This window comes from Nocardia sp. IFM 10818, assembly GCF_054655275.1.
This window is the reverse complement of record NZ_BAAHJH010000001.1, coordinates 500,241-526,339: the sequence shown is the minus strand read 5'-3', so window position 1 is coordinate 526,339 and position 26,099 is coordinate 500,241. Positions and strand designations below refer to the sequence as shown.

At 68.3% G+C, this 26,099-nt stretch carries 29 protein-coding genes and 1 riboswitch; of the genes, 12 read left to right on the top strand and 17 right to left on the bottom strand.

Annotation, left to right across the window (positions count from 1 at the left end; genetic code table 11):
• The first annotated feature begins 215 nt into the window (after positions 1 to 215).
• Entirely contained in the window at positions 216 to 1,709 is a 1,494-nt protein-coding gene (locus ACYQ5L_RS02535; RefSeq protein WP_459955210.1) for an amidase, read from the top strand.
• Positions 1,710 to 1,914: 205 nt separating this feature from the next.
• Here ACYQ5L_RS02535 and ACYQ5L_RS02530 read toward each other — a convergent pair whose 3' ends face one another.
• From ACYQ5L_RS02530 to dacB, 5 genes are all read right to left on the bottom strand, one after another.
• On the bottom strand, positions 1,915 to 2,811 hold the full coding sequence (locus ACYQ5L_RS02530) for a LysR family transcriptional regulator (RefSeq protein WP_459955209.1): 897 nt from the start codon (positions 2,809 to 2,811) through the stop codon (positions 1,915 to 1,917).
• Between the two features lie 366 nt (positions 2,812 to 3,177).
• On the bottom strand, positions 3,178 to 3,735 hold the full coding sequence (hpt, locus tag ACYQ5L_RS02525) for a hypoxanthine phosphoribosyltransferase (protein ID WP_379192228.1): 558 nt from the start codon (positions 3,733 to 3,735) through the stop codon (positions 3,178 to 3,180).
• 16 nt (positions 3,736 to 3,751) lie between these two features.
• On the bottom strand, positions 3,752 to 4,714 hold the full coding sequence (gene tilS, locus ACYQ5L_RS02520; protein ID WP_459963298.1) for a tRNA lysidine(34) synthetase TilS: 963 nt from the start codon (positions 4,712 to 4,714) through the stop codon (positions 3,752 to 3,754).
• Between the two features lie 72 nt (positions 4,715 to 4,786).
• Positions 4,787 to 5,923 carry a zinc-dependent metalloprotease gene (locus ACYQ5L_RS02515; protein ID WP_459955208.1) on the bottom strand — a complete coding sequence of 379 codons (1,137 nt, stop codon included), beginning with the start codon at positions 5,921 to 5,923 and terminating at the stop codon, positions 4,787 to 4,789.
• Between the two features lie 13 nt (positions 5,924 to 5,936).
• The gene (gene dacB / locus ACYQ5L_RS02510) at positions 5,937 to 7,394 is read right to left on the bottom strand and encodes a D-alanyl-D-alanine carboxypeptidase/D-alanyl-D-alanine endopeptidase (RefSeq protein ID WP_459955207.1); all 1,458 of its coding nucleotides are present in this window, start codon (positions 7,392 to 7,394) and stop codon (positions 5,937 to 5,939) included.
• A gap of 155 nt (positions 7,395 to 7,549) precedes the next feature.
• On the opposite strand from dacB, the gene ppa reads away from it, so the two are divergent.
• Entirely contained in the window at positions 7,550 to 8,041 is a 492-nt protein-coding gene (gene ppa / locus ACYQ5L_RS02505) for an inorganic diphosphatase (protein ID WP_379192222.1), read from the top strand.
• A 51-nt stretch (positions 8,042 to 8,092) separates the two neighbouring features.
• Here ppa and ACYQ5L_RS02500 read toward each other — a convergent pair whose 3' ends face one another.
• Complete coding sequence (locus tag ACYQ5L_RS02500) at positions 8,093 to 9,661, bottom strand: MDR family MFS transporter (protein ID WP_459955206.1); 1,569 nt, start codon at positions 9,659 to 9,661, stop codon at positions 8,093 to 8,095.
• Positions 9,662 to 9,775: 114 nt separating this feature from the next.
• Positions 9,776 to 10,597 carry a crotonase/enoyl-CoA hydratase family protein gene (locus tag ACYQ5L_RS02495; protein WP_459955205.1) on the bottom strand — a complete coding sequence of 274 codons (822 nt, stop codon included), beginning with the start codon at positions 10,595 to 10,597 and terminating at the stop codon, positions 9,776 to 9,778.
• Positions 10,598 to 10,743: 146 nt separating this feature from the next.
• Between ACYQ5L_RS02495 and ACYQ5L_RS02490 the strand changes: the two genes are divergently transcribed.
• The 3 genes from ACYQ5L_RS02490 to ACYQ5L_RS02480 all read left to right on the top strand — a co-directional run bounded on the left by ACYQ5L_RS02490 (position 10,744) and on the right by ACYQ5L_RS02480 (position 12,257).
• Complete coding sequence (locus tag ACYQ5L_RS02490) at positions 10,744 to 11,064, top strand: 2-oxo-4-hydroxy-4-carboxy-5-ureidoimidazoline decarboxylase (protein ID WP_459955204.1); 321 nt, start codon at positions 10,744 to 10,746, stop codon at positions 11,062 to 11,064.
• 39 nt (positions 11,065 to 11,103) lie between these two features.
• Entirely contained in the window at positions 11,104 to 11,577 is a 474-nt protein-coding gene (locus tag ACYQ5L_RS02485) for a YbaK/EbsC family protein (RefSeq protein WP_459955203.1), read from the top strand.
• Positions 11,578 to 11,708: 131 nt separating this feature from the next.
• Positions 11,709 to 12,257, top strand: a complete 549-nt coding sequence (locus ACYQ5L_RS02480) for a flavin reductase family protein (RefSeq protein ID WP_459955202.1) — start codon at positions 11,709 to 11,711, stop codon at positions 12,255 to 12,257.
• Between the two features lie 13 nt (positions 12,258 to 12,270).
• Here the strand turns inward: ACYQ5L_RS02480 and ACYQ5L_RS02475 are convergent, their stop codons facing one another.
• Together ACYQ5L_RS02475 and ACYQ5L_RS02470 are read right to left on the bottom strand one after the other, a co-directional pair.
• Positions 12,271 to 12,903 carry a LysE family translocator gene (locus tag ACYQ5L_RS02475; RefSeq protein WP_459955201.1) on the bottom strand — a complete coding sequence of 211 codons (633 nt, stop codon included), beginning with the start codon at positions 12,901 to 12,903 and terminating at the stop codon, positions 12,271 to 12,273.
• Between the two features lie 40 nt (positions 12,904 to 12,943).
• Positions 12,944 to 13,615 carry a biliverdin-producing heme oxygenase gene (locus ACYQ5L_RS02470; RefSeq protein WP_459955200.1) on the bottom strand — a complete coding sequence of 224 codons (672 nt, stop codon included), beginning with the start codon at positions 13,613 to 13,615 and terminating at the stop codon, positions 12,944 to 12,946.
• Positions 13,616 to 13,801: 186 nt separating this feature from the next.
• Positions 13,802 to 13,917, top strand: a riboswitch (SAM riboswitch).
• 45 nt (positions 13,918 to 13,962) lie between these two features.
• Here ACYQ5L_RS02470 and ACYQ5L_RS02465 point away from each other — a divergent pair.
• Entirely contained in the window at positions 13,963 to 15,276 is a 1,314-nt protein-coding gene (locus ACYQ5L_RS02465) for an aminotransferase class V-fold PLP-dependent enzyme (RefSeq protein ID WP_459955199.1), read from the top strand.
• A gap of 42 nt (positions 15,277 to 15,318) precedes the next feature.
• Here the strand turns inward: ACYQ5L_RS02465 and ACYQ5L_RS02460 are convergent, their stop codons facing one another.
• The 3 genes from ACYQ5L_RS02460 to ACYQ5L_RS02450 are packed head-to-tail and all read right to left on the bottom strand — an operon-like array spanning position 15,319 to position 16,619.
• Positions 15,319 to 15,507, bottom strand: coding sequence for a hypothetical protein (locus ACYQ5L_RS02460; protein WP_459955198.1), 189 nt, complete (start codon positions 15,505 to 15,507; stop codon positions 15,319 to 15,321).
• 15 nt (positions 15,508 to 15,522) lie between these two features.
• Positions 15,523 to 15,978 (bottom strand): DUF2752 domain-containing protein, encoded by a 456-nt coding sequence (locus ACYQ5L_RS02455; RefSeq protein WP_459955197.1) that lies wholly within the window; start codon positions 15,976 to 15,978, stop codon positions 15,523 to 15,525.
• Complete coding sequence (locus ACYQ5L_RS02450; protein ID WP_459955196.1) at positions 15,978 to 16,619, bottom strand: TetR/AcrR family transcriptional regulator; 642 nt, start codon at positions 16,617 to 16,619, stop codon at positions 15,978 to 15,980. The genes ACYQ5L_RS02455 and ACYQ5L_RS02450 overlap by 1 nt, the downstream gene beginning before the upstream one ends.
• 107 nt (positions 16,620 to 16,726) lie before the next feature.
• Here ACYQ5L_RS02450 and ACYQ5L_RS02445 point away from each other — a divergent pair, with 107 nt between their 5' ends.
• Together ACYQ5L_RS02445 and ACYQ5L_RS02440 are read left to right on the top strand one after the other, a co-directional pair.
• Positions 16,727 to 17,515: an SDR family oxidoreductase gene (locus ACYQ5L_RS02445; RefSeq protein ID WP_459955195.1), complete on the top strand. Its 789-nt coding sequence runs from the start codon at positions 16,727 to 16,729 to the stop codon at positions 17,513 to 17,515.
• A gap of 25 nt (positions 17,516 to 17,540) precedes the next feature.
• Positions 17,541 to 18,608, top strand: a complete 1,068-nt coding sequence (locus tag ACYQ5L_RS02440; protein ID WP_459955194.1) for an NAD(P)H-dependent amine dehydrogenase family protein — start codon at positions 17,541 to 17,543, stop codon at positions 18,606 to 18,608.
• Here ACYQ5L_RS02440 and ACYQ5L_RS02435 read toward each other — a convergent pair.
• Positions 18,605 to 18,961, bottom strand: coding sequence for a MerR family transcriptional regulator (locus tag ACYQ5L_RS02435; RefSeq protein ID WP_459955193.1), 357 nt, complete (start codon positions 18,959 to 18,961; stop codon positions 18,605 to 18,607). The genes ACYQ5L_RS02440 and ACYQ5L_RS02435 overlap by 4 nt on opposite strands.
• Before the next feature lie 65 nt (positions 18,962 to 19,026).
• Between ACYQ5L_RS02435 and ACYQ5L_RS02430 the strand changes: the two genes are divergently transcribed.
• On the top strand, positions 19,027 to 20,148 hold the full coding sequence (locus tag ACYQ5L_RS02430; protein WP_459955192.1) for an alkene reductase: 1,122 nt from the start codon (positions 19,027 to 19,029) through the stop codon (positions 20,146 to 20,148).
• On the opposite strand, the gene ACYQ5L_RS02425 is transcribed toward ACYQ5L_RS02430, so the two are convergent.
• The 4 genes from ACYQ5L_RS02425 to ACYQ5L_RS02410 form a co-directional block, all read right to left on the bottom strand.
• Positions 20,134 to 21,507 (bottom strand): alpha/beta hydrolase family protein, encoded by a 1,374-nt coding sequence (locus tag ACYQ5L_RS02425; RefSeq protein ID WP_459955191.1) that lies wholly within the window; start codon positions 21,505 to 21,507, stop codon positions 20,134 to 20,136. The genes ACYQ5L_RS02430 and ACYQ5L_RS02425 overlap by 15 nt on opposite strands.
• A 9-nt stretch (positions 21,508 to 21,516) precedes the next feature.
• Complete coding sequence (locus ACYQ5L_RS02420) at positions 21,517 to 22,101, bottom strand: ArsR/SmtB family transcription factor (protein WP_459955190.1); 585 nt, start codon at positions 22,099 to 22,101, stop codon at positions 21,517 to 21,519.
• A 480-nt stretch (positions 22,102 to 22,581) separates the two neighbouring features.
• Positions 22,582 to 23,520, bottom strand: coding sequence for a pentapeptide repeat-containing protein (locus ACYQ5L_RS02415; protein WP_459955189.1), 939 nt, complete (start codon positions 23,518 to 23,520; stop codon positions 22,582 to 22,584).
• 340 nt (positions 23,521 to 23,860) lie between these two features.
• A complete protein-coding gene (locus ACYQ5L_RS02410; RefSeq protein ID WP_459955188.1) occupies positions 23,861 to 25,090 on the bottom strand; it encodes a helix-turn-helix domain-containing protein in 1,230 nt (409 codons plus the stop codon).
• A 182-nt stretch (positions 25,091 to 25,272) separates the two neighbouring features.
• Here ACYQ5L_RS02410 and ACYQ5L_RS02405 point away from each other — a divergent pair, with 182 nt between their 5' ends.
• The 3 genes from ACYQ5L_RS02405 to ACYQ5L_RS02395 are packed head-to-tail and all read left to right on the top strand — an operon-like array spanning position 25,273 to position 26,011.
• Entirely contained in the window at positions 25,273 to 25,449 is a 177-nt protein-coding gene (locus tag ACYQ5L_RS02405) for a hypothetical protein (RefSeq protein WP_459955187.1), read from the top strand.
• Positions 25,450 to 25,451: 2 nt separating this feature from the next.
• Positions 25,452 to 25,796, top strand: a complete 345-nt coding sequence (locus ACYQ5L_RS02400; protein ID WP_459955186.1) for a hypothetical protein — start codon at positions 25,452 to 25,454, stop codon at positions 25,794 to 25,796.
• A complete protein-coding gene (locus ACYQ5L_RS02395) occupies positions 25,793 to 26,011 on the top strand; it encodes a Clp protease N-terminal domain-containing protein (protein ID WP_459955185.1) in 219 nt (72 codons plus the stop codon). Before ACYQ5L_RS02400 ends, ACYQ5L_RS02395 begins: the two co-directional genes overlap by 4 nt.
• The last annotated feature ends 88 nt before the right edge of the window (positions 26,012 to 26,099 follow it).

Here is a 26,099-nt window from a genome sequence, read left to right as displayed (position 1 = left end):
CCGAATATCGGCCGGAGCGGTGGTCGGCACCAGAAGCCATGTCCGCACCCATCGTGGCTCGGCACGGATACCGTCGAATCCGTACTGTCGATGGATGTCGCGGATAAAATCCGCCACACCCGACACCATCATCCCCGAGCAATTGCGGGAATGATAACTTGCGGCTCAACAGCGGATCACCCGATTTCGACACGAGGCGACGGGGGAAGACCAGCATGTACGACGAGGGCACCGCACTGGCGGACGGCACCGCGGCGGTGAACGAGGTAGTGGTGAGCACAGACGACACGGCAAGCAATCCCACCGAGACGGCGAACCCGGCGGTACCCGACACGGCGAGCGCCGATCGGCCGGTCGACCCCGGCCCCCGGGTGGACGAGAGCACCGCGGCCGGTATCGCCGCCGCCGTGCGCGAGGGCCTGCGCACACCGGGCGATCTGGTGGAGGGCGCCATCGAACGGATCCGGTCGCGGGACCGGAAAGTCAACGCGTTCAGCCTGCTTCGCGTCGACGCCGCCCGCGCCGAGGCGCGCGCGGTGGCCGAGCGCGCGGATCTGGACATGCTGCCGCTGGCGGGCGTGCCGATCGCGGTGAAGAACAATATCGACGTCGCCGGCGAGGTCACCCGCGGCGGTTCGCTGGCGGGCTCGAATCAGCCCGCCGCGACCGACCATCCGGTGGTGCGCCGACTACGCTCGGCCGGCGCGATCGTCGTCGGCCTCACCGCTGTTCCCGAATTCGGCCTGTGGGGCGCCACCGACTCCCCGGAGCGCATTACCCGCAGCCCCTGGAATCCCCGTTTCGGCTCCGGCGGCTCCTCCGGCGGCTCCGGCGCCGCCGTCGGCGCGGGCCTGGTGCCGGTCGCGCACGGCAATGACGGCCTCGGCTCGGTCCGCATTCCGGCCGCCTGCTGCGGCGTGGTCGGCATCAAGCCCGGCCGGGGCCTGGTGCCCGCCGAGGTCGGCGTCGACTCCTGGGGCGGCATGACCGAAAACGGCGTTCTGGCAACGACTGTCGCCGATGCCGCCCTGGTGCTGTCGGTCCTGGCCGACCGCCCCGCCCTGGCCGAACTGGAAACCCCGCCCGCCCTGCGCATCGGCCTGGCCACCGCCGCACCGGTCCCTCTCGCCCGCGTCGACCGCGCCTGGACCGCCGCGGCCCGCAAGGCCGCCTCCCTCGCCGCGGGCGCCGGCCACGCCGTGGCCGTGGCCGAACTCCCCTATCAGGGCGCCACTTTCGCGCTGGCCCTGCGCTGGCTGGCCAATGCCGCCCGCGAGGCCGCGACCGTCCCGCACCCCGAGCGCCTGCAACCCCGCACCCGCACCCACGCGGCGCTGGGCCGGGTGGTCCTCAGGACCGGGCTGGTCCGTTCCGGCCAGGTCGATCGCATCGAGGCCCGCCTGCTCGACTACTTCGAACGCTACGACGTGGTCATCACCCCCACCCTGGCCGCCGCCCCGCCCCGCGCCCGCAATTGGCACACCCGCCCCTGGCTCGCCAATGTCATTGCGAACGTGCGCTTCTCCCCCTTCACCCCGCTGTGGAATCTGGTCGGCTGGCCCGCCATCTCCGTCCCCATGGGCATCCACCCGCGCACCGGCATGCCGGTCGCCGCGCAACTGGCGGGTCCCCCCGGCAGCGAATCCACCCTGCTGCGCCTGGCCGCGCAAATGGAGACCGCGCAGCCCTGGAAGCGAACCGCCCCCTGAGACACGAAACTGGGTCGTCACATCAGTGACGACCCAGTCTCGCGCGAATCGGCTACCCGAGGGTGGCAGTACCTCCGACCCACTGCCACCGCCGCCGTTTGCCAGGGCGGCAACTGATTTCGTTCCGGTCGGGGTAACTCATCGGGTACCCCCGGAATCGGTGTCGCACCTGACCGCCGGCACGCGAACGGGACCGGCGACGACGCTAGGCCGGGCGCAGAAGTTCCGGAGAGGCGGCCTCTGCGAAGCCGCCCTCGAGTACGCGTGCGGCGAACTCGATGATGGTCGGGCGATCGTCGTCGGCGCGCCAGGCCACCGCGAGCTCGCACGGGGGCAGGCCGGTGACCGGGCGGGCGGTCAGGCCGGGCCAGCGGTACATGGGCACATTGTTCTCGGCGAGCAGGCATACGCCCAGGCCGAGGCTGACGGCCTCGAGACGCTCCTCGGCGGTGGCCGCTTCCGCGCCGATGCGGGCCTGACGGCCGCCCCGGGCATCCGCGCCGAGCCAGAAGTCGCGTGCCGCACCGGCTTCGGCGGGCATGGCGATGAACGGCTCATCGGCGAGATCGGCGAAGTCGATGGTCTCCTGCCCGGCGAGCGCGTGGTTCTCCGGCAGCAGCACCCAGCGCGGCTCGGTGCGCAGCACCTGCCACCGGTAGCGGCTGGTGTCGGGCACCGGCAGCCACATGAGGGCGAGGTCGGCCTGCCGGCCGGCCAGCCCGCTGGAGGGATCGGTCCAGGACGCGGAGTGCAGGGCGAGCCGATGGCCGCTGGCGCTCTCCAGGTCGGTGATCAGGCCGCGCCCGATGGAGGACTGGATGCCGACGCGCAGCACCTCGCCGGCCTCCTGCAGGGCGACATTGGTCACCTCCCACAGTTCCAGGATCTTGCGGGCGCCTTCGAGCAGTTCCTTACCGGCGACGGTGAGGGCGACGCTGCGCTGGTTACGGTCGAACAGGACCACGTCGAGCTGGCGTTCCAGCTGACGAATCTGCCGCGACAGGGTGGGTTGTGCGATGTGCAGCCGCTGGGCGGCGTTGGTGAAGTGCAGTTCCTCAGCGACGGCGACGAAATACCGCAGGTCGCGCAAATGCGGGTCCATAGCCCCTTGCTATCAGAATCGGTCTTGATTTTCCAGCCGTATCCGACCCAAAAGTTTGCGATCAGATCAGAAAACAGCCGTCAGGTTTGTTACAGACAGCATAATCCGCCCGCGAAACATGCTGTTAACCGGACCCGCGAATTCCTGGCCATTCGACGAAGATCAATGCCCGGCAAGCTATGCGGACAGGTGACCAGCAGTTACCTCCACCACGCCACCCCGCCCGAAAAGCGGTCCGGACGGCCCGCGGCCGTCCAGCAACAACCGGCCCGGGCTCACGACGTCGCCGTAAACCCGGTGAGGTGAGTTTCGTCACATGAGGCTTAAAACCGCTCGCGATTGGGTCCGCGCGCGGCTCCCCGAGGCTTATTTGCCGCCGTAGACCTTCGGGTCCAGGGTGCCGATGTAGGGCAGATCGCGGTAGCGCTCGGCGTAGTCCAGCCCGTAGCCGACCACGAACTCGTTCGGGATGTCGAAGCCCACGTGCATGACGTCCACGTGCGTGCGCAGCGCATCGGGCTTGCGCAGCAGCGTCACGACCTCGAGCGAGGCGGGATTGCGGCTCTTCAGATTGCGCAGCAGCCACGACAGCGTGAGCCCGGAGTCGATGATGTCCTCGACGATCAGCACATTGCGGCCGGCGATGTCCTTGTCCAGGTCCTTCATGATGCGCACCACGCCCGAGGACGAGGTGGAGGACCCGTAGGAGGAGACCGCCATGAACTCCATCTGCGTGGGGATGGTGAGCCGCTTGGCCAGATCGGTCATGAAGAAGATGGCGCCCTTGAGCACACCCACCAGCAGCAGGTCGCCTTCGGGGGCGTCAGCGGGATACCGCTTGGCGACGAGGTCCGCGATCTCGTCGATCTTTTCCGCGATTTCGTCCTCGCTGATCAGCACCGACGCGATGTCGTCCCCGTACACGTCCGCTGGTTTCCCTTCAGTGATGATGTCTATCCGAATCGGATTCGCTCTGGTCCGAGCCCAGTATGAGCCTGCCATGTTCACGCGCGGCAACCAACCTGGTCCCATCGGGCAAACCACCCACGGCCACCCCGCCCTGACCCCGCCAATTCGTGATCAGCGCATCGACGGCCCGTAAATTATTGTCCGTCAATGATTTTGCGCCACGTTCCAGCAACCAGGCGCGAACGACGCGGCGGCGGAGTGCGGGCGGCGCAGTGGCGAGCATCTCGAGCGACAGCGTTTCACCGTCCAGCGCCGCGGCCAGCAACTCCGCGGCGAGCGTGTCCAGCACCGCACCGTCCTCTTGCAGGTGGGCGGCCGTGCGCGCCAGCGCGGCGGCGACGCCACCGCCCAGGACATCTTCCAGCAACGGCAGCGCCTCGGTGCGCAGCCGCACCCGGGTGAACTCCGGTGCGCTGTTGTGCGGATCCTCGTGCGGCGTCACCCCGAGATCGGCGCACAGGGCCCGCGTCACCGGCCGCCGCACGCCCAGCAGCGGCCGCCCCCACGGTTCGGAGTATTCGGGCATCCCCTGGATCGAGCGCCCGCCCGATCCCCGCGCCAAACCGAGCAGCACGGTCTCGGCCTGATCGTCGAGGGTGTGCCCGAGCAGGACGGGCAGGCCGTCGCGAGCCGCGTCCAGCGCCGCGTACCGGGCCCGCCGCGCCGCGGCCTCCGGCCCGCCCGCGCGCCCGACCTCGACCGGCAGCACCCGGGCCGACCGGCAGCCCAATGCGATGGCCGTCGCGGCCGCCTCCGCCGCCACCGCGGCCGAGCCCTCCTGCAATCCGTGATCCACCACCAGGGCGTCCACCGCACCGGCCTCCACGACGGCGGCGGCCGTCAGGGCCAGCGAGTCCGCGCCGCCGGACAGCGCGACCGCGACCTCGTCACCGGGCGCGTAGGCGGCCAGCCACTCGCGCAGGGCGTGCCGCATTTCCAGGGCGGCGCGCGTCTCGGGCAGCCGGGGCCGGTCGTTCACGCCCCGATCGTTGCACGCGCCCCCGGCTCAGCCCAGAACGCGGGTCACCCAGCGCTGCGGATCGCTGATCTCGTCGGTGCGGGGCAGGGTTTCCGGATTGGTCCACACCGCATTGAAACGTTCCATGCCGACGGTATTGACCGCCTCGTCGACGAAGGCCTTGCCGCGCACGTACTGCTGCACCTTGGCATCCATGCCCAGCAGCGCGCGTAGTAGGCGTTGCAGCGGATTGCCGGGCCGCTTGCGCCGCTGATCGAAGGCCGCGCGAATGCGCGCGACCGAGGGCACCACGGCCGGGCCCACGGCATCCATCACATGGTCGGCGTGGCCCTCCAGCAGGGTGCCGAGCATGAGCAGATTGTCCAGCGCCTGCCGCTGCGGTTCGGCCTGGGTGGCGCGCAGCAGCCCGATGACCCCGCCCGCCGGATCCTCCACCCCGCGGCGGCGCTCGCGCACCGCCTCCAGCAGTCGCTCGAGCATATCGGCGATCGGTTCGTCCCCGGCCGCGCCGAGCACCTCGACGTTCTCCCGCATGTACTCGGCCAGCCAGGGCGCGGAGGAGAACTGCACCCGGTGGGTCACCTCGTGCAGGCAGACCCAGAGCCGGAAATCGCTGGGCGGCACGCCGAGTGCGCGTTCCACCGCCATGATGTTGGGCGCGACCAGCAGCAGCGTGCCGTCCGGCCCGCTGAACGGGTCGTACTGGCCGAGGATGGCCGTGGACAGGAAGGCCAGCATGGCCCCCGCCTGCACCCCGGCGGGCTTGCCCACCAGCTTGCCCTTCGCACCGGCGTCGACGCCGGTGCCGGTGAGCTGCGCCATGGAGTCGGCGGCGGCGCGAATCCAGCCGGGCCGGTCCACGATTCGCGCATCGGGCACCACGGAGCCGTCGATCAGCCCGCTCACCTCCCGCACCGGCCCCTCCGCCCGCACCGAGGCGGCGGCGAGTTCCGATACGGCCTGTTCGGCGGACTGTCTGGTGGTGCGCGGCCCGGCCGGCACCAGCGCGGCGCCGGTGCGGGCGGCCAGGGCCCAGTCCACGGAACCGGCCAGCCCGGAACGGTGCTTGGGCGCCGGCTCGCCGGCCAGCAGCACCTCACCGGTCTGAGCGACGCCGTTTCCCGTGCGGTCGGCGTCGGCCGAATGGTGTTCGGGTCCGGTCATAATCATCCACCCGTCAGGAGCATCCGCAAGTACGCAGTGTGGCGGCGATGGCGTCCAATGCCGGGCGGCTCAGGCCGGGCAGGCGATCGTTCGACATCAACGCGAAAGTGAGTACGCGCCCATCGCGGTCCAGCACATACCCCACCAACGAGCTTGCCACGTCCAGAGTTCCGGTCTTGGCCCGAACCCAGCCCGCGGCGGCGCGATCGCGCACCGTGTAGCGGTCGGACAGGGAGCCGGTGGCGCCGGCCACGGGCAGATAGTCGAGCAGCGCCGCCAGCGGTGCGGGTGCGGCCTCGGCCGCACCGTCCCCGGTCGGATTGCTCTGATTGAAGGGCGAAGTCGGCAGCGCCGCGACGGTGACGACCCTGTCCAGCAGGCTTGGCGTGATCTTGTCGTCCACCGAGAGCCCGCCCGCGTCGTGCAGCGTGGTTCCGGTCAGATCGAAACCGGCGGCCTGCAGCGTCGTGGTCATACCGGTGACCGTCCCGGCGAAGGACTGCTCCGCGCCTGCGGCGGCGGCGATTTCGCGGCCGATGGTCTCGGCCAGCACATCGTCGGAATGGACCATCATGTCCCGCAAGCGGTCTCGCAGCGGCGCCGAGCGCACGGCCGCGACCTGGGTGGCGCCGGCCGGTGCGGCGCCCAGCCGCACCCGATTCGGGTCCAGCCCCAGCGCGGTGGCCAGGGCCTTACCCGCGTCCAGCGCCGGGGTGGGGGTGCGCGGGGAGTACTCCACCAGCGGATCCAGCCGCCCGCCGTCGATCATGACCGGTTCGATGGGCGCGATGGAGCCGCCGGCGATGTCCTCGGTCAGCCAGCCCTGCGCCATGGTCGGCCCGGTGTACGCGGAGACGTCCACCACAATGGTGTCGGCGCTCCGCCCGGAGGCCTTGATCTGCGCCACCACGTCCGAAAGTTTCGGCCCGTCCGGGTAATAGCCCTTGCCGTCCGGCTGCGCGGTCAGCGTGGGATCGCCGCCGCCCACCAGGACCAGCTCGTTCGCCGCGGCGCCTGTCACCACCTTGGTGGTCACCCGGTGATCGGCGGGCAGCGCCAGCAGGGCGGCGGCGGTGGTGAGGATCTTGGCGGTCGAGGCCGGGATCATCGGCTTGTCCGCGTCGTGGCCCCACAGCACCTCACCGGTATCGGCATCGGACACCTGCGCGGCGAACACGCCCAGATCCGGATTGGCGACCACCGCCGCGAGCGCCGCGGTCAGCCCGGCGGCCGTGGGCGCGGGCCCATTCGTCGGCGCGGGCGCGACCTGCGGCAATACCCGCACCGGCGATGGCGGGGCGGCAATGGTCAAGCCGCCGTGGCGGAATTCCTCCGTCCACGGTTTCACCGTCAACACCACGGCCGCGGCCGCCACCAACACCACGACCAGCGCCGATGACACCACGATCCAGGTTCTGCGACGACGCTTGGCCTCCAGCCCACCGATGTTCTGTTTGTTCCGACCTGCCACCTGCCGCTACTCCCTGATACCCGTGGTTCGGTATTGCCCGAGAAGTCCCTGCCGCACCCACACGACCCCCGACCACACTATCCTCGTTGCGCAGTCGTTCCCCCGAACGAGCTGGCGAGTCGGCAGCCATACCGCCCACCGAAGAAGGAGATGACGTGGAGTTCGACGTCACCATCGAGATCCCCCGGGGTCAGCGCAACAAGTACGAGGTAGATCACAAGACCGGACGCGTGCGGCTGGACCGCTACCTGTACACGCCGATGATGTACCCGGCCGACTACGGCTACATCGAGGACACCCTGGGCGGCGACGGCGATCCTCTCGATTGCATGGTGCTGCTGCCCGAGCCCGTGTTCCCGGGTGTGCTGGTCGAGGCCCGTCCGGTCGGCGTGCTCATCATGAGCGATGAGGCCGGCACCGACGAGAAGCTGGTGGCGGTGCCCGCCGGCGACAAGCGCTGGAACCACATCCAGGACGTCGAGGACATCCCGGAGTTCCAGCGCAAGGAGATCGCGCACTTCTTCGAGCGGTACAAGGACCTGGAGCCCGGCAAGTGGGTCAAGGTCGAGGGCTGGGAGGGCCGCGAGAAGGCCGAGAGCCTGGTCACCGAGGCCTACGCCCGGCTGAAGGAGCAGGGCGGCCACTGAGGCGGTCCCGCAGGCATGGTCGGGGCGCGGATTACCGCGCCCCCACCGTCGTCATTCGGGGGCCGACAATCCGGCGGTGGTGCGCAGCGGGACTTCTCGCCAGAACAGCACCAGCACCAGCGCGACCAAGGTGACCGCCGACGTGGTCAGGAACACCGTCGACAGCGATTCCGCGAACCCCACCTGGAACGGCCGCGCCAGCGCCGGATCCAATTGCTGCACAATCGAACTGTCGCTGAGCACCCGCTCGACGCCGGAGGCGTCCCGGCCCGTCGCGGCCAGCTCGTCGCGGATATCCGGAACCAGCCGCGCGAACAGGATCGACAGGAACACCGCCGCCCCCAGCGTCCCGCCGATCTGCCGGAAGAAGGTCGCGGCGGCCGTCGAGACGCCCATATCCTTGGGCGGCAACGCATTCTGCAGGGCCAGAATCAGGGGCTGCATGAGATTTCCCAGCCCGAAGCCGACACACATCATGAACAGCGCCACGATCCAGAACTCGGTGTCGAAGCGCAGATAGTGCAGCAGGAACAGTCCCAACGTCACCAGCGCCGCACCCAGAATCGTGAAGATCCGGTAATGCCCGGTGCGCGAGATCAATTGGCCCGAGAACACCGAGCCGATCATGATGCCGAACACCATCGGAATCATCTGCAGGCCGCCCAGCATCGGGCTGGAGCCCCGCACCACCTGCAAATACTGTGGCAGCAGCAGGATTCCGCCGAACATGCCCGCGCCCACCACGAACGAAATAACCACACCCAGCGCGAAAGTACGATTGGCGAAGATTCGCAAGGGAATCAGCGCGGCCTCCCCCAATGCCGCCTCCACCGCCACGAATCCGGCCACACCGACCGCGCCGATCACGTAGCAGATCACTGATTTCGTACTGCCCCAACCCCATTCACGCCCCTGCTCGGCGACGATCAGCAACGGGGTGAGACCGACGATCAGAACCAGCGCGCCCCAGTAATCGACGCGATCGCGTGATCGCTCCCGCGCCGGCAGCCGCAGCACCCGCGTCACCACCAGCAGCGTGAACAGCCCGATCGGGACATTGACCAGGAACACCCACCGCCACCCGGCAATGCCCAGAATGCTCTGCTGCCCCGCGAACAATCCGCCCAGCACCGGCCCGACCACACTGGAAGTTCCGAAGACGGCCAGGAAATAACCCTGATACCGCGCCCTTTCGCGCGGGCTGACAATATCCCCGATGATGGTGAGCGCCAGCGACATGAGCCCGCCCGCGCCCAGCCCCTGCACCGCCCGGAAGGCCGCCAGCTCGTACATCGACTGCGAGAACGTGCACAGCAGCGACCCGAGCAGGAATATCGAAATGGCCGCCAGATAGAAGGGCTTGCGCCCGTACATATCCGAGAGTTTCCCGTACAGCGGCGTCGCCAGCGTGGCCGTGATCAGGTACGCGGTCGTCGCCCAGGCTTGCAGCGCGTACCCGTCGAGATCATCGGCAATGGTCCGGATGGCCGTCGACACAATGGTCTGATCCAGCGCCGCCAGCAGAATCCCGAGCAGCAGCCCGCTCAGGACCACCATGATCTGCCGATGCGTGAAACCCCCTTCGCCCGAAGCGGACTCACGAATCTCGGATGTAGCCATAGCGGACCTCCAGCCCCCAGCCTCACGATAGGCCGGGAACCGGAGGTGCATGCCCCTTTTGCGGGCCGGGGTTTCAGGGGCGGAGCCCCTGAGAGTTCCCGAGAGTTGGGCTTCTTACTTCCCCTTGAAGTCGGGCTTGCGCTTCTCGAAGACCGCCTGGATCGCCTCGGTGATGTCCTCGGAGGGCAGGAACGCCGCATTCCAGGCCGACACGTACCGCAGACCGTCCGCCACCTTGCCCGCCTTCGGCTGATCCAGCACATCCTTGATGCCCTGCACCACCAGCGGCGGGTTCTCCGCGATCTCCCGCGCCAGGGCGTGCGCCGCGTCCAGCACCGCTTCCCGATCCGCGTAGACGTCGTTGATCAACCCGATCTTCTCGGCCCGCGCGGCGTCGATGTCCTTGCCGGTGTAGGCCAGCTCGCGCAGATGCCCCTCGCCGATAATCCCGGGCAACCGGTGCAGCGAACCGATATCGGCGACGATGGCCACCTTGGCCTCGCGCAGGCTGAACTGGGCGTCGGCACTGGCCAGCCGGATATCGGCGGCCGCGATGAGATCCAGCCCGCCGCCGATGCACCAGCCGGACACCGCCGCGATCACCGGCTTGCGGCAGTCCGCCACCGCGGTGACCGAGTCCTGCATCTCCCGCACATGCCGCAGGAAGTCGGTGCGCGGCCCGGCGAGCGCGGGCCCGCCCAGCAGCGGCCCGAACATCGGGCTCATGGCCGGCAGGTCCAGGCCGTAGGAGAAGTGCTTGCCCGCACCGGTGAGCACGATGGCGCGGACCTCGGGATCGGCGTCGAGCTCCCGGAAGATGAGCGGCAGCTCACGCCAGAAGTCCGGGCCCATGGCATTGCCTTTGCCGGGACCGGTCAGCGTCACCTGGGCGATGTGGTCCTTGCTTTCGACCTCGAAAGCCTTCCAATCGGTCATCGGTCCAGCGTATCGGGGGTGCGGGCGGCCCGGCCGGGGGGTGTAAATCCTGTGCTAAATCTGATGCGCCGCACTGGTTTCCGGCTACCTCGCGGACGCACCATGAAACCCGTCCGCAAATGCACTCCCCGTGTGTGGAGGTCCCGATGTTGATGCATCACGGAATCGGCCTCGACCGCTTCAACACCCTGCCCCGCCGCCGCGCGATCCACGCCCTCTACGAATGCTGCTGCAGTGTCACCTGGGCGGCCAAGATCGCCGACGGCCGTCCCTATCCCGGCTACGCCGCACTACACACCGCCGCGGCCGCCGAACTCGACGCCCTCTCCGCCGCCGATCTGGACAATGTCTTCGATTCCTGTGCCCGCGAGTTCATTTCGGGGCGCACCGGCGCCGAGCTGAAACGCATCACCCGCGCGCGCCTGGCGCGCATGCTCGGCCCGGAGGAGGGCTATCCCGAATACTGATAACCCGCACATCCACCGCAATCGCTCTACCCTGGTGCCATGCGCAGGTCCCTGCCACCCGTCGCCGCCAAGGTTTCGGACACGCTCATCGCGCGCGGCCATCACGGGGTGATCATCACCCAACCGCAGCCCACCCACACCGCGGCCGAGGCCGCCCGGGCCCTGAACGTGCCCGTCGGCGCGATCACCAAATCCCTGGTCTTCCTGCTCGACGAGGATCCGGTACTGCTGCTCGTCTCCGGCGCCCACCAGGTGCACCTGGAACACACCGGCCGGCGGCTGGAGGGCAGGCTCACCCGCGCCACCGCCGCCATGGTGCGCGAGCTGACCGGCCAGCCCATCGGCGGCGTCGCCCCGGTCGGGCATCCGGTCAACCTGCCCACCTACATCGACACCGCGCTGTCGCGGCATACCGAGCTGTGGGCGGCGGGCGGGCATCCGAACACGCTCTTCCGCACGACTTTCGGCGAATTGGTCCGGATCACCGCGGGCCTGGCCATCGATATGGATTGAGCGATTTCGCACAGTGGGGAATAAACCCGGCGCCCGGACACGTAGGTTCGAAACGTGAGCGAGCTTGCGAGCGAACCATTGACACAGCGCGCATCGCGCATGGGTGTGCCGAGCGCCAGCGAGGTGCACCCATGAGCGATTCTGCGACGCCCGGCGCCGAGCTACATGTGCCCGACGATCTGAGTGGTATCACCGCGCAGCAATATCGGGCCGCGATGCGGCACTATCCGGCGGGCGTCACCATCGTCACGCTGAACTCCGCGGACGGGCCGATCGGCTTCACCGCCACCTCGTTCGCCTCGCTCTCGGCGGAACCGCCGTTCATCTCGTTCAATATCGCCGAGACCTCGTCGAGCATCGCCGCCATGCTGCGGGCCGAATCGCTGGTCGTGCACTTCCTGGGCGAGCATCAGAAGCATCTGGCCCAGCGGTTCAGCCGGGCCGCGGAGGAGCGGTTCAGCGATCGGTCGCTGTGGACCACCCTGGACACCGGCGAACCGGTGCTGCACGGCACCCCGATCTGGGTGCGCGCCACGGTCCATCAGCTCATTCCCATCGGCGACCACACCCTGGTGGTCGGTCTGGTCACCCGGGTGCACGACAATACCGAGGACGCGCCGTCGGCCGGACCGCTGGTCTACTACAACGGCGCCTACCACCGCGCCGAGATCTCCGACTGAATCCGCCCGCTGATCAGGCCGCCGAGGACGCGGTTCCGATGCCCAGCGCCGCCAGGATTCCGGCACTGAGCTGTTCGAGCCGGTCCCGCACGCGCGGGCTGCGCAGCAGCGCCACCGCCCGCGAGGCCGCCACCGCCAGCAGCACCATTTCGACCGCGGCGATCGCGGCTTCGATGGCGCCCAGCGCGAGGGTGTTCGCGAAGGTCACCTCGGTCAGGAACTGCGGCAGCACCGCGAGGTAGAACAATCCGACCTTCGGATTGAAAATGCACGACAGCAATCCCGCAGCGAATGCCGAGCGAACGGTGACATCGTCCCGCGGCGCGTCGATGGCGACCTCCGCCTCCCGGGCGGCCCGATTGCGGCGATATTCCAGGAAGGCGCGAATCCCCAAGTACACCAGGTAGATTCCGCCGACCACCTTCAGCACCCGATAGGCCGTGGCCGACTGCTCCAGCAGCGCCGCCACCCCGGCGGCGACCACCACCGCCCAGACGATCCCGCCCAGCGCCGACCCGATCGCCGCGGCCACCGCCGGTCGTCGCCCGATAATCGAAAACCGCAGCACCAGAAACGAATCCGGCCCGGGCGTCAGCGACAGCACCAGGCACAGCCCGATAAAGCTCAGCAGCAGCGGAAGGCTCACCCCTCCATGGCAGCGCACCGCCGCCGCGAGGGCAAGGGAATTAGGCGGCGAACTCCGCGCCCAGTTCACGGAACACCTCGGTGTTCAACGTGAACGCCAGCCGCGCCTCGTCGAGCACCTGCTCGACCTCGGGACCGCCGACCGGCAGCTGATCGAGCTGCTCGCGGTATTCGCGTTTGAACGCAGCGGGATTCGAAATGCCGTCGAAGACGTAGAACCGCACGCCGTCGCCCTTCTTGGGCAGGTCCCACAGCTTCTCGGCGGTTCCGCGAATGACCTGTCCGCCGGAGAGATCGCCCAGGTAGCGGGTGTAGTGGTGGGCCACGTACCCGGCCGGGAAGCTGCGCGCGCACTCCTCGATGCGGGCGGCATAGGCGGCGGTGGCCGGCAGCGCGGTCAGCTCGTCGCGCCAGCCGGCCCCGCCCAGGTGGGCCAGATCGGCCTCCAGGGATTGCAGGCGGGCCAGCTCCGGCCGGATGAACGGCCCCGCGACCGGGTTCTCGGCGAGCTCGGCGGAATGCTTCTCCAGGGCGGCGTAGACGAACCACAGCTGCGCGGTGTAGCGGTAGAAGGCCTCGACTCCGAGTGCGCCGCCGAGCAGGTCGCGCATGAAGGTGGAGTGTTCGGCCTCTTCGTGCTGCCGCTCGGTCGCGGTGCGGATGAGGGTCGAGAACGGGGTGCCGGTGTCCGTGCTGTCGGCCTGCATCGACATGGTGCTCGCAACCTCTCGTCATCAACTCCGGGGCGCCGAAGTATGGCTACCCTAACTTCTCCTTCGAGGGTACGCGTCAGCAACGATCTCGCGATTCGAACTTTGCGGTCCCGGCGATCCAACTTTCGGATGATTTTCCGGACGGGGTTGACAAGGCTCCCAGCCGTCTGCCAACCTCTCAAACCAGGTCATGAGTACCAGCGCAAAGCCCCGGCTAGCTGGTCGGCAACCCTCCTCCGCGGTGGGGTGCTCCGGGTGACGACCAGGCCGCAGCCCAAAACCGGGCGCGGCAAGCGCGGACTCTCGATCATTTCGATCGCGTGTCCCTGGCCCGATGGGATTTCGTGATGACTGCTTTCGCCGACCAGACCTGTGCCGCTCTCGCCACCGTCTCCGGCTGCGACCTCCAGGTGCCCCTCGTGCAGGGCGGCGCCATTCGCTACGCCAACTTCGACTACGCGGCGAGCGCCCCCGCCTTGCAGCAGGTCACCGACCGGATCGCCGAACTGCTGCCGACCTACGCCAGCGTGCACCGCGGCGCCGGCTACGCCTCGCGCATCTCCACCGACTGCTACGAATCCGCCCGCGGTTCGGTCGCCCGCTTCCTGAACGCCGCCGACGATCAGGTCGTGGTCTTCACCCGCAACACCACCGATTCGCTGAACCTGCTCGCCTCCTGCGTGCCCGGCGACACCGTGGTCCTGGATGTGGAACACCACGCCAACTTCCTGCCGTGGACCCGCCACGGCCGCCGCGTGGTGCCCATTGCCGACACCATCGAGGAGACCATCCAGCGCATTGTCGCCGAGCTGTGCAGCAAGCCCGCCGCGCTGCTGGCGATCACGGGCGCCTCGAATGTGACCGGTGAACTGCTCCCGCTGGAGCGCCTGGCCTGGATCGCGCACCAGTGCGGCACCCGCATCCTGGTCGACGCCGCCCAGCTGGCCCCGCACCGCCGCATCGACCTGCGCACCACCGGCATCGACTACCTCGCCTTCTCCGGCCACAAGGCCTACGCCCCCTTCGGCGCGGGCGTGCTGGTCGGCCGCCGCGACTGGCTCGATGCCGCCGAGCCGTACCTGGCCGGCGGCGGCGCGGTGCGCTCGGTGACCGCCGACGGCGCCGACTGGGCCCCCGCCCCGCAGCGCCACGAGGCCGGATCCCCCAATGTGCTCGGCGTGGCCGCCCTGGCCGCGGCCTGCGACACCCTCGCCGGACTGGACGAGGCGACCGTGCTCGAGCACGAGCGGTACCTCACCCACCGCCTGCGCTATGGCCTGAAAACCGTTCCGGGCGTGCGGTTCCTGCGCATCTTCCGGGACAGCACCGACGCCGTCGGCATTGTCGCCTTCACCATCGACGGCTTCGAACCCGGACAGGTCGCCGCCTATCTCTCGGCCGAACACGGCATCGGCGTGCGCGACGGCCGCTTCTGCGCCCACCCGCTGCTGTCCCGCCTCGGCGTGGACGCGGCCCTGCGCGCCAGCATCGGCCTGGGCACCACCGCCGCCGACGTGGACCGGTTGATCGACGCCGTCGCCACCCTGGTGGAGAACGGCCCGAGCTGGAATTACGCCCGCACCGAAGGCCATTGGAACCCCGTCCCCGAGACCCGCCCTTTCGCGAATACCGATGCGGGAGCAGCGCCCTGCGGGTTCTGACGGGCCAGGGGGCGAAGCCCCCTGAGAGTCCCGAGAGTCGGGTTATGGCACCAGATAGCGGGCGGCGAGTTCCTCGACGAAGGGATCGTCGTCCGCCACCGCGTTCAGCAGATCCAGGTCGTCGCGCACCGAGATCTCGCGCGGATCATCCTGTTCCGGATCGGCGGGACCGTCCTCTTCCAGCTGCCGGATCAATTTCGCGCGCACGCGCTCTTTCAACGTGTCGGCCATAACCCGAGCATGCCATCAAACCGGCGCGAGCCAGCTCCCCCACGGCGTATTCCGGACGACCGTATATATAAGGAGCAGCGCCAGCGTGATCCACATGGCCTTCTTCGGCAGCACCTGAGGTAGTCGCGGAATCGTTCCCCCGCGCCACCCGCGCACCAGCCACGATCCCCACCACACGGCGAAGCCCAGCAGCAACGGCACGATCAGGATATTGCTGTGGACGGCATCGAGAATCCGCCCGTCGGTGAGATTGTGCAGCCCTCGCAGTCCCCCGCAGCCCGGGCACCACAGCCCGGTCAGCTCGTAGAACGGGCAGAACCCGTACGACCCTTCCGCGTGCGGATCCCGGAAATGCAGCAGCGCCAGTCCGCCCGCCACCGCCGCGCCCGCGAGCAATGGCATGCCCACGCCGACCCAGCGGGGCCGGGTCGGATTGTCGTTCACGGGCGCTGACCTGGTGTCCACGAACATCAACGGTAGCCGGGCCCGCGGCGCGCTGCCAGATCGCCGACGGGTGCGAGCAGCACGCCCGCGAGCATATCGATGATCTCCATGCGCGCTCGCATATCCGCGGCCTCGATCCGGCCCGCCTCGACAGCGCGTTCGTGATCGGCGAGCAGCGCGAAAAGCACTGTGGGCAGGGTGCGCAACCGCCGGATGCGCACGCCCGGCGGCAATTCCGTCAGCTCATCGCCGAGCCGCTGCATGATCACCCGGACCGAGGTGCGCGCCTCGCTGGCCAGGTTCGCGGCATCGGTCACCGCCGGGTGGGTGTGGATCTGCTCCAGGAATCGCGCGTAGTGATTGATCCCGTACCGCTCGTTCAGCTCGAACATGGGCAGCACCAGCGCTTCCAGCAGTCCGTGCACGGAGGCCGCCGAACCCGTCTGTTCCGCAAGCAGTTCCAGCCGCCGCACTTCGAGGGTGGCCAGCCGGTGCTCCACCACGGCTTCGATCAAGCCGTCGCGCGAACCGAAGTGGTATTGGATGGCCGAATTGTTCCGCTGCCCGGCGGCCGCCGCGATATCGCGCAGCGGCACCGCCTGCCCGCGTTCGGCGATCAGCCGCTCGGCGGCCTCGATGATCCGCTCTCGCGCTTCGGTGACTGCCATGCGTGCAGACTAGCCTGCCCAGCAGCGGTTGAAGAACTTCTCCTTGACAGTTAAGAACTAATTCTTAAAGCTACCTGTGACCGTCGTCATATCGGAAGGACCGCTCGATGATCCTGGACAAATTCCGCCTGGACGGCCGCGTGGCCGTCATTACCGGCGCGGGCCGCGGCATCGGCGCGGCCGCCGCCCTGGCCCTCGCCGAGGCGCGCGCCGATGTCGCCATCGCCGCGCGCACGGAGTCCCAGCTCGATGAGGTGGCGGGCAAGGTGCGCGCCCTCGGCCGTCGCGCCTTCACCTTCCCCGGCGATCTCTCGCACACCGGAACGCTGAAGGACTTCGCGGAGGCCGCGGCCGCGAATCTCGGCCGCCTCGACATCGTCGTCAACAATGTGGGCGGCACCATGCCCAATACCTTCCTGACCACCAGCGCCGAATTCCTCGATCAGGCTTTTCATTTCAATGTCACGACCGCGCACGCCCTGACCCGGGCCGCCACCCCGCACCTGCTGGCCGCCGGCGGCGGCTCGGTCGTCAACATCACCTCCACCCTCGGCCGGGTGCCCGGTCGCGGCTACCTCGCCTACGGCACGGCCAAGGCCGCGCTGGCGCACTGGACCCGTCTCGCCGCCACCGACCTGTCCCCGCGCATCCGGGTCAATGCCATCGCGGTCGGCTCGACTCTCACCTCCGCCCTGGATGTCGTTGCGCAGCAACCGGAAATGAAGAAGCAGATGGAGGACGCCACCCCGCTGCAGCGCCTCGGCGAGCCGTGGGAGATCGCCGCCGCCATCGTCTACCTCTCCTCCCCCGCCGGCGGCTACCTCACCGGCAAGGTCCTGGAAGTGGACGGCGGACTCATCAGCCCCAACCTGGAGCTCCCCATTCCCGACCTGTGATCGTCTGCCCGCCAGGAGTTCTGCCATGAAATACCGCGTAGTCCAGTGGAGCACCGGCAATGTCGGCCGCCGCACCCTGCGTTCCATCCTCGCCCGCCCCGAACTCGAGCTGGTCGGCGTCTGGGTCTCCAGTGCGGCCAAGGCCGGTAAGGACGCCGGTGAACTCGCCGGTCTCGACCGCGACACCGGCGTCCTGGCCACCACGGACGCCCAGGCGCTCATCGACCTGAAACCCGATTGCATCGTCCACACCGCCATGGCCGACGACCGCCTGCTGGAGGCGGTGGAGGATCTGAAATCCTTCCTGCGCGCCGGGATCAATGTCGTCTCCAGCAGTCCCGTCTTCCTGCAATTCCCCTACGGCACCCTGCCCGACGACGCCATCACCCCCATCGTCGACGCCGCCACCGCGGGCGGAGTGTCGCTGTGGGTCAACGGCATCGATCCGGGCTGGGCCAACGACTGGCTGCCGCTGCTGCTGTCCAGCGGCTCCGAGCGCATCGACGCCATTGTCTGCTCGGAGATCATGGACTACTCCACCTATGACAATCCCAAGGTGCTGTTCGACATCATGGGCTTCGGGCGTCCGCTCGACGACCTCCCGCTGCTACTGCAACCCGGGGTCCTCACCCTGGCGTGGGGCAGCGTGATCCGCCAGCTCGCCGCCGCGCTGGATGTCGAACTCGACGATGTCACACAGCATTTCGAACGGCTTCCGGCTACCGAGAAGATCGAGATCGGCGCGCATGCCATCGCGCCGGGCACCGCGGCGGCGCTCCGCTTCCAGATCCACGGCCTGCGCCACGGCCGCGAGGTGCTGACCCTCGAACACGTCACCCGCCTGCATCCCGCACTCGCGCCCGACTGGCCGCAACCGGCCGGAAAGGGTTGCTACCGAGTGGAAATCAAGGGCGAACCCGACTATCAGCTCGACCTGCAGCTCTACAGCAACGGCGATCACGCCGAGGCGGGCGTGGTCGGCACCGCCGCCCGGCTGGTCAGCGCGATCCCCGCCGTGATCCAGGCCCGTCCCGGCCTGCTCACCGCCACCGATCTGCCGCTCACCACCGGCCGCGGGGTGGTGTCGCCCTAGACGGCGGCCCGGCCGATCACATCGTCGAGCACATCGCGGGAGCGCAGCAGATCGCGGATCTGGCGATCGATGCGCTCCCGTTCGACTTTCAGCTCGTCGACCAGCTCCGGGGTGGCGAACTCATTGGCCCGCCCGTCGGCATCGCGCATGCACGGCAGGATCTGCGCGATCTTCTTGCTGCACAGGCCCGCCGCGTACAACTCCTGGATGTGGATGACCCGGTCCACCGCCGGCTCCGGATAGTCGCGATGGCCGCCCGGGGTGCGCGCCGACACCAGCAGGCCCTGCTCCTCGTAGTAGCGCAGGGACCGCTCACTGACCCCGGTGCGCGCCGCCAGCTCCCCGATTCGCATGCGCCACCTGGCCTTCCGTCTCCGGACTTGATTCTCACATCAATGTCAGATTTTACCGTACCCGCATGACGAACACCGCACCGCGCAACAGCCTCTTCGACTCCGCCGCTCTCGGCGCCCTCGACCTGCCCAACCGCCTGGTCATGGCCCCCATGTCCCGCAATCGCGCCGCCGCCGACGGCACCCCGACCGAGCTCATGGCCGCCTACTACACCCAGCGCGCGAGCGCCGGGCTCATCATCGCCGAGGCCGCCACCCCCAACCGGATCGGCAAGACCTACGCCGGTATCCCGGCCATCCACACCGAGGCCCATATCGCCGGATGGCGACAGGTCACCGATGCGGTGCACGCCGAAGGCGGCCGGATGTTCCTGCAAATCCAGCACGGCGGACGCATCGGCCATCCGGACAACAGCGGCCTGACCCCGATCGCGCCCTCGCCGATCGCGCTGCCCGACACCATCCACACCGCCGCCGGATCCCGGCCCGCTCCCGTCCCGCGGGAAATGACCATCGACGATATCCACACCACCATCGCGGATTTCGCCGCCGCGGCCCGCAATGCCATCGCGGCCGGTTTCGACGGCGTGGAAGTACACAGTGCCAATGGTTACCTGCTGCACCAGTTCCTGTCCGACAACACCAATCAGCGCACCGACTCCTACGGCGGTTCGATCCGCAACCGGATCCGCCTCACCGTGGAGGTGGTCGAGGCCGTCGCCGCGGCCATCGGCCCGGAACGCGTCGGCGTGCGCATCGCACCCGGCGTCACCGCCAATGCCATCGCCGAGACTGATACCGCCGAGTTGTACCCGGCACTGATCGATGCCCTGTCCGGCAAGGACCTCGCCTACCTGCACGTGGTCTTCGCCGACCCGGATTCCCCTGTCTTCCAGGACATCCGGCGCGACTGGCGGGGCGCCCTCATCGCCAACCCCTACCTCGGCTGGGGCGAACCGCTGCCCGCCGACGGCGGCAAGCAGCAGGCCGAACGCCTGCTGGCCGCGGGCGCCGATCTCATCTCCCTCGGCCGCCCGTTCCTGGCCAACCCGGACCTGGTCGAGCGCCTGCGCATCGGCGCACCCGTCAACCCGTTCCGCGACGCCTACTTCTACGGCGGCGACGCCACCGGCTACACCGACTACCCGGTGCTCGCCGGCAGCCTCGTTTCCTCAGGGCACCAGTAGGCCCCAGTAGAGCGCCCAGAGCGTGAATGCCGTGCCGCCGCAGACCAAGAGCGTCCATCTGGTGCGGGCGCCCGCGCCCGCACCGGAGAGCGTGCCCCGGCCCCGCGCCACGACGACGCCGAGGGCGACCACCGCGCACACCGCGCTCAGCTGCAGGGCCAGCCACGGCAGGGTGCGGCCGAACACGAGCGGGCCGAACGAGGTCGCGCGCGACAGCATCAGGAATCCGAGCTGGACGATGACGCCGGCGGTGGCGATCGCGGCCGCGGACGCCAGGATTCGCGCGGGGCGGGCATTCGGCAGCCGCCAGGCCCGAACCAGGCCGGTCAATGCGTAACCGCCGAAAGCGAACACGATGCCGGACAACAGCATCAGCTGCACCGCGGTGGACTCCCACCAAGCCAGCGGCCGCAGCGGCTGTGCCGAATGCGACTGTGCCGCAGCAGGATCCACCTGGGTCGCGGCGCTACCGGGCAGCCCGTGCACCCAATCGGCCATGAGCTGAACGTATCCCGGAGCCAGCTCCGGCAGCTTGTCGAATCCGTCCGTCGTGGAGAACCCGCCGTGCTGGGCGTTCGGCACAGTGCGCAGCGTGTAGTTCGTCTTACCCACCGCGTCGAACGCCGCCCGGAAACCCCGCAGGCTGTCCCCCGGCGGAGTGAGCCGATCCAGCTCACCCCAGATCGCGAGCACCGGCTGCGGGATCCGCTGCAGCACCGGCACCCCGTCGTAATCCGCCTGCGCGAACTGCCCCGCGCCCACCAGTTGCCGGATCGCGGTGGGCGCCAGCCGATCGACCATCGACCCATGCACTCCGCCCGCCATGAGCCTGGTCTCGTTCGCCCAGTTCTGCTGCACGGCCGGAGGCAGCGAGTTGGCTCCGATCGTAATCAGGAACGCGGCCTCACTCGATCGCGAAACCGCCAGCGGCGCAACCCATCCGCCTTCGGAGAGGCCCCACATGCCGACCCGCCGCGGATCCACCTCGGGCCGATTCCGCAGCGCGGCAAGCCCGGCCACCGCGTCATCGGCGAGCAGCGAGTAATCCCGATGCGAGGGCGTGTAGTCCTCGGTGCGCTTGTCGTAGCGCAGCGCGACAATTCCCGCACGCGCGAGCGCCTCGGCCACCTGGGCGTATTGCTCGCCGCGCCCATTCCCCGACCCGTGCACGAGCACCACCCCCGGCAGCCCGGTCGCCCCCGCGGGCGCGTGCACCGTGCCGCCCGTCGTAGTCCCGTCGGACCGGGTGAAGGTGATATCGACCGCGACGACCTCGGTCGCGCCCGCCACCGGCGCCCCCGCCACGACGGCGGTAACCATGCTGACCAACAAGACAATTCGCTGCACGATCGGCAACATGATGAATCCTTACTCGCTGTAGTCCATCCCCGGCGCCGGAAACGCGAGGAACCGCGTCAACACCCGGCGCGCACCGGGCCGCCCCTCGGCATGCGTGGCCTGAAACCGTTTGAGCAGCGCGAGATACTCCTCGAAGAACCCCTCCAGCTCCTCCCGCGTCGCATAGATGGCCCCCCGCGAAAACGGCAACATATCCGCCCACTCCCCCAACTGCCCCCGCTCCGCCTGATACCGCTGAAAGCTCTCCACATCGTCAGCGATATGCACCGCGAGCAGCCCCTCCATCACCTCCCGCAATTCCGGCGACGGATTCCGATCCACCCGATACCGCAAGTCCTGCGGCTTGGATCGCCACCACCGCTCCTTCCCCTTGGCCAACTCCGGCACCTCGTCGATGAACCCGAACTCGGCCAACTGCCGCAGGTGATAACTCGTAGCCCCACTGCTCTCCCCCAGCACCGCCCCCAACGCCGTAGCCGTAGCGGGCCCCTTCTCCGCCAGCTCCCGCAGAATCCGCTGCCGCAACGGATGCGCCAACGCCCGCAACGCTGCCGGATCGGTGATCTCCCTGGGCGCAGGTACCTCATCAGCCATACGTACAAAGTACTCTTTGCAAAGAGATCTCTGCAAATACTTCTTTGCACACAGGCCCTGAAACGACGAAACCCCCGATGTGGAATCCACATCGGGGGCCTGATCTCGGAGCCGCCTGGGGGAATCGAACCCCCACGGGGCAGGGCTTAGGCCAGGGACAACCCTCGGGGATCGGCCCGCGACCTGCGGCAAGTCGAATCTGATCGAATCACAACTGGATTGGACCGGGCCAGCGTAACCCCCTTTTGTGGACGCCGTCCACAGGCTGCATCCACATCTGTGGAACCAAACGCGCCGCGGACGCGTCCATTTCGACATGGAGCCAGATCTGGAATTGCTCATTGCCGACCTGTGATCTTCGCTCTATGAAGCCGAGGCGCGTGATCTTGAGGAAGCTCAGGCACACCGGGAGTTTGTGGCGCAGCGGCCATCTCGCCAACGCCGCGCGCACCAGCAGGGCGGCGACTGGCGAGGATAGTTCTACCGCTCAGGTCGGCTTGGTGGTGGCGTGAATCCTTCTGGCCAGACTGTGGCTTCGTTGTAGTAGATATTGGTGAGATTCGCGCCGGTGAGGTCTGCCCCGGTGAGGTTCACGTCGTCGAGGTAGGCGTCGGTGAGGTTGGCGTCTTCCAAGATTGCGTCAGTAAGGATCGCACCCGAGAGAACCGCGCCAGCGAAGTTCGCACGCGCGCACGCTGCAACGGTGAAGTTCGCGCCCTGGAGCAATGCGTGGCTGAAGTTCACGTCTTCGAGCAATGCCCAACTGAAGTTCGCGCCCATGGCCCATGCGCTGGTGAGGTTCGTACTCTGGAGGTATGCGACGGTGAGGTTCGTGCCCGAAAGCCAAGCACGGGTGAGGTTCGCGTTCGGGATCCATGCGTCGGTGAGGTCCGCGCCCGAGAAAACTGCGCCTACCAGCGATGCGTCCTCCAATTCTGCGTTGACCAAACATGTGTCGCGGAGGTCGACGAATCGGGTTTCATCGTCGTGGACAGGCTGACGTCTGAGCGCAGTGAGTGCGGCCTGAATATGAGGCGGTGTCAGCGGTGGCTGACGGTCATCTGGTACCGGGGCACACTGCTGGATTGGCGCGTGCGTGCGGACGAAGGACGCGAGCACGAGGTAGATTTCCGGGTCCTTGTCGGGCGAGTCCTTTGCGAGTCGCTCCAGCAGGAAGATGCCTGCCATCTGCGTGTTCTCGTCCTCCTTATCAAGCAGCTCGGCAGCTTTCTGGAACCGATCGGTCATGGCCACGTCCTGCGCCACCTCCAGCTGATCTCGCGCTGCCTTCACCTGCTCCAGCGCCGCTTTGGCCTGGTCATTGGAGGCCCGCAACGTCTGGCCGGTGAACCAGAGCGCGCCGACGGCGGCGAAGGTGGTGACGATCGCAGTGAGACTCGCCCACCCGGGCCACACCATCGCCGTGTGGAAGGCACGGCGCGTGCGTTGCCATCGGGACGGCGGTGGAGGCGTCGGATCGGGTGGCGGGGCAGGATCCGGCGGCGGTGGGGGATCGGGAGGTGGGGGCGTCGGCCGTCTTAGCGAGCGGCCTCGACCGGCCACCCCGCGACGTGGTGCGGATCCTTGTGCGCCCCCCATGGTTGTCCAATCTGCTGAAATCGTCTCCGCCCCTGAAGAATACGAGTTGCGCGCTCTGACTGGAAGCAGTGCTGTGGGCAGCTGCTCACGGGGTCACGATCAACACGGACGACGAGGACGACTACGACGACGAGCAGCTCGGCGGCCTGGACGACCGCGTCTAGTCTGGCACTACGCCGACGCGCTGCGCGAGCTTGCCCAGCTCGCCGGTAGTCATGTCCTTGCGTGCCTTGCGCATCATGTGGCCGACGATCTCACGGACGTGCACCATGTTCCGAACATGTTGCGGTGCTGTGTGTTCGGCGCGCAGCAATGCGTGCAATGAACCTTGGTAGTTCCGCTGCATGGCGTGCGCTCGCCCGATCTCGACGAAGTACTGTGCCCGCCGGCCCTCTGCGGGCAGGTCGTTCGGCGACAGTTTGGGCGCGAGCGCGAGCACCTGCCCAGGTTCGCGGCGCTCCATTGCGGCCGACATGCGCCAGAGCGCGACATTCGCGGGGCCGAATGTCGGGTTGCGCAGAATCGAGCGGCCTTGCGGGGCATCGGCGAGCCTGGTCGCCTGGTCCGCTGCCTCGGTGAGGTGTGATTCTGGGTCACCGCCCAGAGCGGCCGTGACAAGGGATGCTTGCAGGTGCAGCATTCCGAGGCCCTCGATCTCGCCGACCGTGTGCACATCGGGTGCGATGGTGGCGGCTGTTCCCTCTGCGTGTTCCAGCGCGGCGGGCAGCGAACCGGGCCGGGACAAGAGTACCTGGCTCCGAGCGAAGTTCGTTGCGGCCAGCGCAGCCGTCCCGCCGATCTCGCGGGCCGCGTTCTCGGCCTCCTGCGCCGCGGTCCAGGACAGCGCACCATACCCTCGCGACTTCAAGGCTGCGGCCGTGGTGTGCGCGACCATGCTCAGCACATCCCATGCCCGGTCACGGTCGATGCCGCCTCCGTCCCGGATATGCCGGAAACAGTCGGTCAGCAGCGGCGCGAGCATCGGCCCTAGCGCGGCGTAATCACACGCGATGCGCAGCCCGGCAGCTTGTTTCGCCGCCGCGGTCAGCTCGTTCAGGCTACGCGGCGGTGCGGTGTGGGTGAGGTTGCCTCGCGTCCACAGCACTGTTTCGATATCGGGCACCGCCATGTGAAATCCGGCCGCGGACGGGTCCAGCCGATCGTGTTCGTGGCCGGTCAGGTCTCCCAGACTCACACCGAGCGCCTGCGCCAGGGCCAGCAGCGTGCGGCGGGAATCGATAGGCCGCTCACCGTTTTCGTACTTCGCGATCGCGCCTCGGCTCAGCCCTGTCCGGTCAGCAAGGATCTGCTGTGTCAGGCCGCGGCGCCTGCGAATCATCTGCACTTTTCGACCGATGAATCGGTCTTCGTCTACCTGAAATTCGCCCATGGCCCTGCCCTTTGACGGCGTCACTTGCGCCCATGCTATCGATGTGTCCCGCTGTGGGACAGAACGCGGTGTGAACAGTGCCACCGTGCTAGTCAGCCCCGACGCCGGTTCGACTGCTCCCTCATTGATCGCCGGCGTCGGGTGCACTCCAAAACCGTTCCAGGGATGTGGAGGCACCCGACATGGAAATCATCCTCGTGATCACGCTTGTCGCGCTACTGCTGACCGCCGCCATTGTTGTTGGGCACGCGGTCGATTCGACGCGTGATGCGGTACCCAAACTCACCGTGGCAGACATTCAGGCCAGACTCGCCGCGGAACCACCGCGCCGCTACGCTCCCGTGGCTCGGCGGTGGTGACGGTGGGTCTGCTGCCCTCGGCTGTGGGATACCTGCGGAGCGATATTTCGCGGATCGCACAGCCACACGACGAACTCCGAATTCGGCAGGCCGCCAAGCGGACTGGGTACGACCTGCGCAAGATCATCGTTTTCAGCGCGAACACCGACAATCCGGTGCATCGGTTGCGTGTGGTTATCGACCGGTTGGGCGTTGACGCCGTGATCGTGCCGAGTGCCGTGCACTTCGACGAGCGCAAAGTGCCCGCTGAGCTGCTCGAGGTCGCCGCGGTGGTCTCTGTGTCCCCAGCGAACATCTTCCCCCGCCAGGCTCCGAACGTTGCCCACGAAGGGGAGGGAGGTCGATGATCTTCGCCGAGCATCTCAATCCGGAACTCAAGCGGTTGATCCACTACGCGGACCGGATCGCCGAGGCTGGCGGGGCAAGGCTGACCGGGGTCGAGCATTTGCTTCTCGCGATGCTGAGCCACCCCGAAGACCTGCCCATCAAGGGCCTGCAAACGATCAACCTCGATCTCGACACCGTGCTACGGCGGATCTCCGAGCACGCCGCCCGCCAGTGACCACCAACCTGCGGGCGAGATCGCCCCCGGTTGAACGCGCCCCGATATTCCCCGCCGCCCCAGATTCGCTGGCATCGACTGGGGCGGC

What these genes read in the sequence shown, in the direction of transcription:
- ACYQ5L_RS02415 (WP_459955189.1), bottom strand. Translation starts at nt 23,520, where the DNA reads ATGGTGTGGCCCGGGTGGGCGAGTCTCACTGCGATCGTCACCACCTTC.
- ACYQ5L_RS02450 (WP_459955196.1), bottom strand. Translation starts at nt 16,619, where the DNA reads ATGGCAGTCACCGAAGCGCGAGAGCGGATCATCGAGGCCGCCGAGCGG.
- ACYQ5L_RS02460 (WP_459955198.1), bottom strand. Translation starts at nt 15,507, where the DNA reads ATGGCCGACACGTTGAAAGAGCGCGTGCGCGCGAAATTGATCCGGCAG.
- ACYQ5L_RS02480 (WP_459955202.1), top strand. Translation starts at nt 11,709, where the DNA reads ATGAGCGATTCTGCGACGCCCGGCGCCGAGCTACATGTGCCCGACGAT.
- ACYQ5L_RS02410 (WP_459955188.1), bottom strand. Translation starts at nt 25,090, where the DNA reads ATGGGCGAATTTCAGGTAGACGAAGACCGATTCATCGGTCGAAAAGTG.
- ACYQ5L_RS02495 (WP_459955205.1), bottom strand. Translation starts at nt 10,597, where the DNA reads ATGACCGATTGGAAGGCTTTCGAGGTCGAAAGCAAGGACCACATCGCC.
- ACYQ5L_RS02500 (WP_459955206.1), bottom strand. Translation starts at nt 9,661, where the DNA reads ATGGCTACATCCGAGATTCGTGAGTCCGCTTCGGGCGAAGGGGGTTTC.
- ACYQ5L_RS02445 (WP_459955195.1), top strand. Translation starts at nt 16,727, where the DNA reads ATGATCCTGGACAAATTCCGCCTGGACGGCCGCGTGGCCGTCATTACC.
- ACYQ5L_RS02435 (WP_459955193.1), bottom strand. Translation starts at nt 18,961, where the DNA reads ATGCGAATCGGGGAGCTGGCGGCGCGCACCGGGGTCAGTGAGCGGTCC.
- ACYQ5L_RS02485 (WP_459955203.1), top strand. Translation starts at nt 11,104, where the DNA reads ATGCGCAGGTCCCTGCCACCCGTCGCCGCCAAGGTTTCGGACACGCTC.
- ACYQ5L_RS02470 (WP_459955200.1), bottom strand. Translation starts at nt 13,615, where the DNA reads ATGTCGATGCAGGCCGACAGCACGGACACCGGCACCCCGTTCTCGACC.
- ACYQ5L_RS02430 (WP_459955192.1), top strand. Translation starts at nt 19,027, where the DNA reads ATGACGAACACCGCACCGCGCAACAGCCTCTTCGACTCCGCCGCTCTC.
- ACYQ5L_RS02535 (WP_459955210.1), top strand. Translation starts at nt 216, where the DNA reads ATGTACGACGAGGGCACCGCACTGGCGGACGGCACCGCGGCGGTGAAC.
- ACYQ5L_RS02490 (WP_459955204.1), top strand. Translation starts at nt 10,744, where the DNA reads ATGTTGATGCATCACGGAATCGGCCTCGACCGCTTCAACACCCTGCCC.
- ACYQ5L_RS02515 (WP_459955208.1), bottom strand. Translation starts at nt 5,923, where the DNA reads ATGACCGGACCCGAACACCATTCGGCCGACGCCGACCGCACGGGAAAC.
- ACYQ5L_RS02420 (WP_459955190.1), bottom strand. Translation starts at nt 22,101, where the DNA reads ATGGCTGATGAGGTACCTGCGCCCAGGGAGATCACCGATCCGGCAGCG.
- ACYQ5L_RS02455 (WP_459955197.1), bottom strand. Translation starts at nt 15,978, where the DNA reads ATGTTCGTGGACACCAGGTCAGCGCCCGTGAACGACAATCCGACCCGG.
- ACYQ5L_RS02440 (WP_459955194.1), top strand. Translation starts at nt 17,541, where the DNA reads ATGAAATACCGCGTAGTCCAGTGGAGCACCGGCAATGTCGGCCGCCGC.
- ACYQ5L_RS02465 (WP_459955199.1), top strand. Translation starts at nt 13,963, where the DNA reads ATGACTGCTTTCGCCGACCAGACCTGTGCCGCTCTCGCCACCGTCTCC.
- tilS (WP_459963298.1), bottom strand. Translation starts at nt 4,714, where the DNA reads ATGCGGCACGCCCTGCGCGAGTGGCTGGCCGCCTACGCGCCCGGTGAC.
- ACYQ5L_RS02425 (WP_459955191.1), bottom strand. Translation starts at nt 21,507, where the DNA reads ATGTTGCCGATCGTGCAGCGAATTGTCTTGTTGGTCAGCATGGTTACC.
- ACYQ5L_RS02395 (WP_459955185.1), top strand. Translation starts at nt 25,793, where the DNA reads ATGATCTTCGCCGAGCATCTCAATCCGGAACTCAAGCGGTTGATCCAC.
- ACYQ5L_RS02405 (WP_459955187.1), top strand. Translation starts at nt 25,273, where the DNA reads ATGGAAATCATCCTCGTGATCACGCTTGTCGCGCTACTGCTGACCGCC.
- ACYQ5L_RS02530 (WP_459955209.1), bottom strand. Translation starts at nt 2,811, where the DNA reads ATGGACCCGCATTTGCGCGACCTGCGGTATTTCGTCGCCGTCGCTGAG.